Origin of the sequence: Kitasatospora sp. NPDC090308, from assembly GCF_044769485.1 — a bacterium.
GTDB lineage: Bacteria > Actinomycetota > Actinomycetes > Streptomycetales > Streptomycetaceae > Kitasatospora > Kitasatospora fiedleri.
Map to the genome: position 1 here is coordinate 241,188 of NZ_JBIVXY010000010.1, position 7,978 is coordinate 249,165.

The 7,978-nt window shown below is 77.0% G+C and carries 7 protein-coding genes; all 7 read right to left on the reverse strand.

Annotated features, from left to right (window positions below; genetic code table 11):
* Positions 1–37: 37 nt before the first annotated feature.
* On the reverse strand, positions 38–1,123 hold the full coding sequence (locus ACIQVD_RS23285; protein ID WP_402291509.1) for a FecCD family ABC transporter permease: 1,086 nt from the start codon (positions 1,121–1,123) through the stop codon (positions 38–40).
* Positions 1,120–2,172, reverse strand: coding sequence for a FecCD family ABC transporter permease (locus tag ACIQVD_RS23290; protein ID WP_402291511.1), 1,053 nt, complete (start codon positions 2,170–2,172; stop codon positions 1,120–1,122). The genes ACIQVD_RS23285 and ACIQVD_RS23290 overlap by 4 nt, the downstream gene beginning before the upstream one ends.
* Positions 2,169–3,002, reverse strand: coding sequence for a siderophore-interacting protein (locus ACIQVD_RS23295; RefSeq protein WP_400680265.1), 834 nt, complete (start codon positions 3,000–3,002; stop codon positions 2,169–2,171). Before ACIQVD_RS23295 ends, ACIQVD_RS23290 begins: the two co-directional genes overlap by 4 nt.
* A gap of 100 nt (positions 3,003–3,102) precedes the next feature.
* Positions 3,103–4,851, reverse strand: a complete 1,749-nt coding sequence (locus ACIQVD_RS23300; RefSeq protein WP_402291513.1) for an ABC transporter ATP-binding protein — start codon at positions 4,849–4,851, stop codon at positions 3,103–3,105.
* Positions 4,844–6,862 (reverse strand): ABC transporter ATP-binding protein, encoded by a 2,019-nt coding sequence (locus ACIQVD_RS23305; protein ID WP_402291515.1) that lies wholly within the window; start codon positions 6,860–6,862, stop codon positions 4,844–4,846. The genes ACIQVD_RS23300 and ACIQVD_RS23305 overlap by 8 nt, the downstream gene beginning before the upstream one ends.
* Before the next feature lie 107 nt (positions 6,863–6,969).
* Positions 6,970–7,182 (reverse strand): MbtH family protein, encoded by a 213-nt coding sequence (locus ACIQVD_RS23310; RefSeq protein ID WP_100834845.1) that lies wholly within the window; start codon positions 7,180–7,182, stop codon positions 6,970–6,972.
* Positions 7,183–7,255: 73 nt separating this feature from the next.
* Positions 7,256–7,978: phosphopantetheine-binding protein (locus tag ACIQVD_RS23315; protein ID WP_402291517.1), on the reverse strand; the 723-nt coding region annotated here is incomplete at its 5' end.

Sequence of the window (7,978 nt, forward strand, 5' to 3'; positions counted from 1 at the left end):
CCGGGTCCGGCGCGGGGCGGGCGGTGGCGGTGCCGGCTCAGGCGGTGCGCCGCCACTGACGGACGATCAGCCAGAGCAGGTAGCCGCCGCCGACCACGCCGGTCAGCACGCCGACCGGCAGCTGGGTGGGGGCGAGCAGCCGCTGCGCGGCCAGGTCGGAGAGGGCCAGCAGCAGGGCGCCCAGCAGGGCCGAGCCGAGCAGGTTGGGGCCGGTGGCGCGGGTGAGGCGGCGGACGGCCTGCGGGGCCATCAGCGCGACGAACGGGACCGGCCCGGCGGCGGCGGTCGCCGCGGCGGTGAGCGCGACGCCGATCAGCACCAGCCGGACCTGGACGGCCTCGGTGCGCACGCCCAGCGAGGCGGCGGTGTCGTCGCCCATCTCCAGCATCCGCAGCGGGCGGCCGAGCAGCACCGCGGCGGGCAGCAGGACCAGCAGGGCGAGCGCCATCGGCGTGCAGTGCTCCCAGCCGCGGGCGTTGAGGCTGCCGGTGAGCCAGACCGCGGCGCTCTGGGCGTCGCTGAACGAGGCCCGGGCGATCAGGTAGGCGTTGAGCGAGGCGAGCAGCGAGGAGACGCCGATGCCGACCAGGACCAGCCGGTAGCCCTGGGTGCCGCCGCGCCGGGCCAGCAGGTAGACCAGCACCGAGGTGGCCAGCCCGCCGACCACCGCCCCGCCCGCGACGGTGGCCGCGCCGCCGCCGATCAGCAGGATGACGACGAGCGCGCCGGTCGCCGAGCCGACGGTGAAGCCGATGACGTCGGGGCTGCCCAGCGGGTTGCGGGCCAGGGTCTGGAACAGCGACCCGGCGAGCCCGAGCGCCGCGCCGACCAGCAGCGCGGTGAGCAGCCGGGGCAGCCGCACCTCCATGACGATGTAGCGGTCGGCGCGCCGTCCGTCGCCGCCGAGGATGTCGAGCACGTCCCGGACCGGCAGCGGGTAGTCGCCGGCGGTGAGGGTCCACGCGGCGGTGCCGAGCAGGGCGAGCAGCAGCAGTCCGGCCACCAGGGCGGCGCGCGGGTGCCAGCGCAGCGAGCGCCCGCCGGGCAGCGGCAGCGACCGGATCGGCAGCGGGCGGGCCGGGGGCGTGGCGGGCGGGGCGTCGATGACGGGGGTGGGGTTCACAGGCGGGCGATCCTCCGGCCGCGCACCAGCGCGATGAAGAGCGGGGCGCCGAGGAAGGCGGTGACCACGCCGACCTGGAGTTCGGCGGGGCGGAGCAGGAGCCGGCCGAGGATGTCGGAGGCGAGCAGCAGGACGGGGGCGAGGGCCGCCGAGAGCAGCATGATCCAGCGCTGGTCGGGGCCGCAGAGGCGGCGGGCCAGGTGCGGGACGGCGAGGCCGACGAAGGCGATCGGGCCGACGGCGGCGGTGGCGGCGCCGCACAGCAGGGTGATGGCGAGCAGGCTGAGGGCGCGGGTGCGGCCGGGGTGGGCGCCGAGGGCGTGGCCGGTGTCGTCGCCGAGGGCGAGCGCGTTGAGCGGGCGGCCGAGCAGCAGCGCGAGCACCCCGCCGACCAGCAGGAACGGCAGCACCTGGCCGACGGCGGCGGAGTCGACGCCGGCGAAGGTGCCGATCTGCCAGTAGCGGAAGCGGTTGAGGGTGAGCGGGTCGAGCAGCACCAGGGCGTTGACGAAGGCGGTGAGCACGGCGGTGACGGCGGTGCCGGCCAGGGCGAGCCGGGCGGGGGTGGCGGAGGCCCGGCCGCTGCCGCCGAGGAGCTGCACGACGAACGCGGCGACGGCGGCGCCGAGCAGCGCGAACCAGACGAAGGTGTGGAAGGTGCGCAGGTCGAACAGGGCGGTGCCGGCGGCGACGGCGGCCGCGGCACCGCCGTTGATGCCGAGCAGGCCGGGGTCGGCGAGCGGGTTGCGGGTGAGGGCCTGCATCATCGCGCCGGAGATGCCGAGCGCCGCACCGACGGTGATGCCGAGCAGGGTGCGCGGGATGCGCGAGTGGTGGACGACGATCCAGTCCTCGCCGGTCGGGTCGCGGTGCAGCAGGACGTGCAGCACCTGCCCGGGGGCGATGGCGCGGGCGCCGACGCCCAGCGAGAGGACGGCCAGGACGGCGAGCAGGGCGAGGGCGCCGAACAGCCAGGCGGTGCGGCGGGCGGCGGTGGTGGCGGCGCGGCGGGGCTTGGCGACCGGCCGGGCGGAGACGTGCGTGCTCATGCGTGCGGGGTGTGCTCGTCCTCGTGGTGGTCGTGGTTGGCGGTGCCGCGCTTCCAGTAGCCGTCGACGTCGACCTGGTCGCGGCCGAGGCCGCGTTCGCCCCGCAGGTGGCGGCGGATCGGGCGGAGCGTGTTGGCCTCGCCGGCGATCCAGGCGAAGCCCATGCCGGGCGGCAGTTCGGCGGCGCGCACGGCGCGTTCGAGGTGGTCGGTGGTGCCGGGGGCGGCGGCGCCGCGGTGCAGCCAGACGACGGTGGCGTCGGCGGCGGTGGTGAGGTGCTGCTCGTCCTCGGGGCCGGGGACCTCGGCGAAGGCGAGCACCTTGACGCCGGCGGGCAGCATCTCCAGCCAGCGGGCGAGCGCGGGCAGCGCGGTCTCGTCGGCGCCGAGCAGGTACCAGTCGTGGACGAAGTCGATCTCCTCGGAGCCGCGCGGCCCGAACACGCCGAGCTTCATGCCGGGCCGGGCGGCGGCGGCCCAGCCGGAGCCGACGCCGGTGCCGTGCAGCACCATGTCGATGTCGAGTTCGCGGGCCTCGCGCCGGTACTGGCGGATCGTGTAGTCCCGGGTGATGGGCTCCACGGGGGCGTCCATCCAGGTGTCGTTCTCGACCACGGGCTCGGTCGGCAGGTCGTGGCCGGGTGCGGCGAAGCAGAGCTTGACGTGGTCGGTGGGGGCCTGTTCGCAGAAGCCGTCGAGGGCGTCGCCGGCGAAGGTGACCCTGACCGTGCCGGGGGTGATCCGCTGGACCCGCTTGACGTCCAGCAGGCGGTACTTGAGCGGGTGGCGGACGATCCGCATCCGCGGGGGCACGGTCGTGGTGGTGGTCATCGGTCAGCCCATTCGATCGGTGGTGGCCGGGGTGCCGCGCGCCGCCGCACCCGTGCCCCAGGCGGGGGCGGAGTGCGGCGGCGACAGCGTGCGCCTGCGCTTAGGCTAGCCTAACCTTCTCCTCGCGGGAAGGGTGACCCGCCCCCGCCGCCGCGCCCGCTGACAGCTGGTCAGCGACCACCCGCCCGGCGTCCAGCCGGACCACCCGGGGCAGCCGGGCGATGGTGGCCGGGCGGTGCGCGATGACGATCAGCGTGCAGTCGGCGCGCAGCTCGTCCAGGGCGTGCTCCAGCCGGGCGGCGGTGACCGGGTCGATGTCCGCGGTGGCCTCGTCCAGCACCAGCACCGCCGGGTCGGCCAGCACCGCGCGCACCACGCCGAGGATCTGCCGCTCCCCCGCCGACAGCCGGGCGCCGCGCTGCCCGACCTCGGCGTTCGGGCCGCCCAGGCCGTCCAGCCACTGCGTCAGGCCGAGCCGCTCCACCGCCCGTTCGATCGCCGCCCGGTCGGGCTCGCCGCGCACCAGCGCCAGGTTCTCCGCGACGGTGCCGGTGACCAGCCGCACCTCCTGCGGGACGAGCACGATCCGGCGGCGCAGCTGCCGCTCGGGCAGTTCGGCCAGCGGGGCGCCGGCGAAGGTCACCCGGCCCGCGTCGGGGGCGTACAGGCCGCACAGCAGCTTGGAGAGCGTGGTCTTGCCGGAGCCGGTCTCGCCGACCACGCCGGTCCGGCTGCCGGGCGGGAACGCCAGGGTGACGCCGTGCAGGTCGGGGCCGTCCGCGCGGTAGCCGAAGTCGACGCCCTCGCAGCGCAGTTCGCCGCGCTCGGGCAGGTCGTCGACCTCCTCGGAGGGCGCGGCGGCGGTGGTCGCGGAGAGCAGGTCGAGCAGCCGGGCCAGGCCGGTGCGGGCGGTGGCGACCTCGCCGACCAGTTGCGAGAGGTCGGTGAACGAGTCGAACAGGTTGCGGCTGGCCACCACGAACACCACCACGGTGGTGACGCCGGTCGCGTCCCGGGTGACCAGCCAGCCGCCGACGGCGAGCAGGGCGACCAGCGCCAGGCCCTCGATCAGGCTGACCAGGTCGATCCGGTTCTCCACCCGCAGCGCCCGCCGGGCCGCCCGCACCGCGTGCCGGTTCTCCCGGTCGAAGCGCCGGGTCCAGCCGGTCAGGCCGCGCGAGGTCTGGAGCGCCTCGCGGGCGGTCAGCGTCTCGGTGAAGGTGGCCGCGACGGTGGCCTCGGCGCTCGCCTTGCCGCCGAACGCCGCCGCCGCGTCGCGCTGGAACCAGCGGGTCACCAGCAGGGTGGGCGGCAGGAACACCACCAGCTGGACCAGCAGCAACTGCCAGGAGTACCCGGCCAGCACCGCCAGCGTGAAGCCGAGGGTGGCCAGCGCGGAGACCAGGTTGCGCAGGTGCAGCCGGACGAACGCGGCCAGCGCGGCCACCTCGCCGGTGGCCCGGCGCAGCAGGTCGCCGCTGCGGTGGGTCTCCAGGAAGCGCAGCGGCGCGGTGGCCAGGTTCTCCACCGCCTGCTCGCGCAGGGTGCGCACCACGTCCTCGCCGCTGCGGATCAGCAGCAGCTCGCCGACCCGGGCCAGCACCAGCTGGACGGCGGCGAGCCCGGCGAGCAGGGCGACGGCCAGGCCGAGCCCGCCCCGGTCCCGGTGGAACAGCGCGTCGGTGGCCAGGCCCACCAGCGGGGCGACCGCCACCAGCGCGGCGGAGTCGGCGAGTCCGACGCCGAGCGCGACGGCGAGCCGGACCCGGTGCGGGCGCAGGTAGGGCAGGGCGCGGCGCAGCACGCCGCGCTCGTCGGCCTCCTCGCGCAGCAGCGGCTGATCAGCCACGGGTGGCCTCCACGAGGTTCGGTGACACGCCGTCGGCGCCGGTCGGGTCGGGGGCGCCGGACGGATCGGCGGTCCCGGACGGGTCGGTGCCGCGGGGCGGGCCGTCGGTCCCGGACGGGCAGGGGTCGCCGGACGGGTCGGGGGCGCCGGACGGGGCGCCGGTCCGGGGGGCGTGGAGTTCGACCACCCGGTCGGCGGCGGCCAGCACGGCGGCGCGGTGGGTGGCGAACAGCAGGGTGCGGCGGCCGTCGGCCCAGGCGCGCAGCCGCTCCAGGACCAGGGCCTCGGTGGCGGTGTCGAGCGCGGAGGTGGCGTCGTCGAGCAGCAGCACGGCGGGGTCGCCGAGCAGCGCGCGGGCGATGGCCAGGCGCTGGACCTGGCCGCCGGACAGCGCGGTGCCGCCCTCGCCGAGTTCGGTGGCGTAGCCGTCGGGCATGGCGGCGAGCTGGTCGTGCAGCCCGGCGGTGCGGCAGGCCCGTTCGAGCGCCTCCGGCGGGAGGTCGCGGCCCAGGCGCAGGTTGTCGGCGACGGTGCCGGAGAGCAGCACCGGCCGCTGGGCGACGTAGGCGATCCGGGCCCGGACCTCGTCCAGGCGGGCGGCGCGCAGGTCGGTGCCGCCGTAGCGGACGGTGCCCTCGTCGGGGTCGTCGAGGCGGACGCCGAGCCGCAGCAGGGTGCTCTTGCCCGCGCCGGTGGCGCCGTGCAGGGCGACGAACTCGCCGGGGGCGACGGTCAGTTCGACCGGTCCGAGGACGGTCTTGCCGTCCCGCCGGGCGATCGCCCCGGTGAACTCCAGCGCGCCCGCCGCCGGCAGCTCCACCGGCCGGGCCGGGTCGGTGACGCCCGCGCCGATGGACAGCGCCTCGTCGATCCGGGCGGCGGCCACGTCGGCCTGGCCGCGTTCGAGCAGGCGGTCGACCAGGACCCGGGTGGCGAGGGTGACGATGGCCATCCAGGTGGTGAAGGCGACCAGTCCGCCGACGGTCAGATGCCCGTCCAGCACGGCGAGGCCGCCGAGGCCGACCCCGGCGGCGACGGCCAGCCGCGGGACCAGCGGGGCGACGGCGGCCCAGCCGGCCTCGATCCGGGCGGCGGTGACGGTGCGCCGGGTGACCTCGGCGCTGGCGGTGTGGTGCCGGTCGACCAGCGGGCGGTGGCCGCCGGTGCCGCGCAGGCCGGTGCCGAGCTGGAGCAGGTCGGCGACGGCGTCGGCCCGGCGGCCGTGGGCGGCGGCCAGGTCGGCGGAGGCGGCGGCGAACCGGCGCGGGTAGTACAGGTTGACCCAGACCAGGAACGGCAGGGTGGCCAGGGTGACCAGCAGCAGGCTCAGGTCGAGCGCGCCGATCGCGGGCAGCACGGTGAGGAAGGTGGTGCCGAGCACCACCCAGATCGCCAGGCCGTGCACCCACTCGCGGACCAGGTCGGTGTCCCGGGTGGCGCGCATCGCCAGGTCGCCGTGGCCGCGCGAGGCGAGCGCGGCCCGGTCCAGGCCGGCCAGGTGGCGCAGCAGCCGCCCGCGCAGGTCGGCGCCGACCTTGGCGTCCGCGTACCCGGCCCAGTACTGCCAGCCGTACAGGCCGGCGAACTGGACCAGCGCGGCGAGCGCGGTGGCGGCCGCCCAGCGCAGCAGGGCGCCGCTGTCGTGCTTCTCCAGGCCGTCGTCCAGCGCCTTCTGCACGCACCACGGGACGGCGAGCAGGGCGAGCTGGCGGATCGCGGCGGCGGTCATCGCGGCGGCGACGGTGGCCCGGTGCGGGCGCAGCGCGCCGCGCAGCAGGGCCTTGGCCCGGCGGCGGCGCTCGGCGGAGAGCGCGGTGGGCGGCAGGTCCTCGTCGGCGAGGTCGTCGGGGGTGAGGCCGTCGGGGCCGGGGCCGCCCGGAGTGGGACCGTCGGGGGTGGGGCCGTCGCCGTCGGGTTCCCCGGGGGTGCGGCCGTCGACGGCGGTGGGGTCGGGGCGGGCGGGGTCGCCGTCGGGCGGGCCGGCGGCGGGGGCTGGCTGGTGGGTGCTCACGGCGTTGGCCATCCGTCGGGTAGCGGGTTCGCGGGGCGCGGCGGAGGGGGCGGCCCGGGTGGGCGGGCCGCCCCCTCGCGGCGGGCTGCTGCTGGTGGGAGGGGAGGTCAGGCGGTGCGGGCGACCAGGCTGGCGGGGCGCAGGTCGGTCCAGTGCGCGTCGATGTACGCGGTGGCGCCCTCCCGGGTGTCCTCGCCGTGGACGGTGCGCCAGCCGGCCGGGACCTCGGCGAAGGCGGGCCACAGCGAGTGCTGGTTCTCGTCGTTGACCAGCACCAGGTAGCGGGCGTCGTCGTCCTCGAACGGGTTGGTGGAAGCCATCGGGGTGTTCTCCTCGTCGCGGGTGGTGCGGGGCGGGTGGTGCGGGACGGTGGCGGGCGGGGGGGTCGGCGGGTCAGGCGGAGCAGGAGGGCGGGCCGCCGAGCGCGGCGTCGACCAGCCGGTCGACCAGGAACTCGGCGAGGGCCGAGACGGTGGGCCGGGTCAGCAGGTCGGGCAGGCGCAGGTCCCCCTCGAAGTCGGTGCGCAGGCGCTGGAGCAGTTCCATCGCCAGCAGCGAGTGGCCGCCGAGGTCGAAGAAGTTCTCGTCGATGCCGACCTCGGGCAGCCCGAGCACCTCGGCGAACGCCGCGTGCACCGCCCGCTCGCTCGGGTAGCGCGGGGCGCGCCGCTCACCGTCGGCGGTGAAGTCCTCGGCCCGGGGCGCGGGGAGCGCCTTGCGGTCGAGCTTGCCGTTGACGGTCAGCGGCAGGGCGTCCAGGACCACGAAGGCCGAGGGCACCATGTACGCGGGCAGCCGGGCGGCCAGCGTACGACGGATCGCAGCGGCCGAGATAAGGGTACCCTCACCTGGCACCAGGTAGGCAGCCAGCCGCTTCACCCCCGGCGTGTCCTCCCGCACCACGACCGCCGCCTGGGCGACGTCCTGATGTGCGGTCAGCGCGTCCTCGATCTCGCCGGGCTCGATCCGGTAGCCGCGGATCTTGACCTGGTCGTCGGCCCGGCCCAGGAAGTCCAGCAGACCGTCGGCGCGCCAGCGGACCACGTCGCCGGTGCGGTACATCCGGGCACCCGGCGCGCCGAACGGGTCGGCGACGAAACGCTCGGCCGTCAGGCC

Bases quoted from the DNA above. Each gene is read 5' to 3' on its own strand.
- ACIQVD_RS23295 (WP_400680265.1), bottom strand. From the start codon at position 3,002: ATGACCACCACCACGACCGTGCCCCCGCGGATGCGGATCGTCCGCCAC.
- ACIQVD_RS23290 (WP_402291511.1), bottom strand. From the start codon at position 2,172: ATGAGCACGCACGTCTCCGCCCGGCCGGTCGCCAAGCCCCGCCGCGCC.
- ACIQVD_RS23310 (WP_100834845.1), bottom strand. From the start codon at position 7,182: ATGGCTTCCACCAACCCGTTCGAGGACGACGACGCCCGCTACCTGGTG.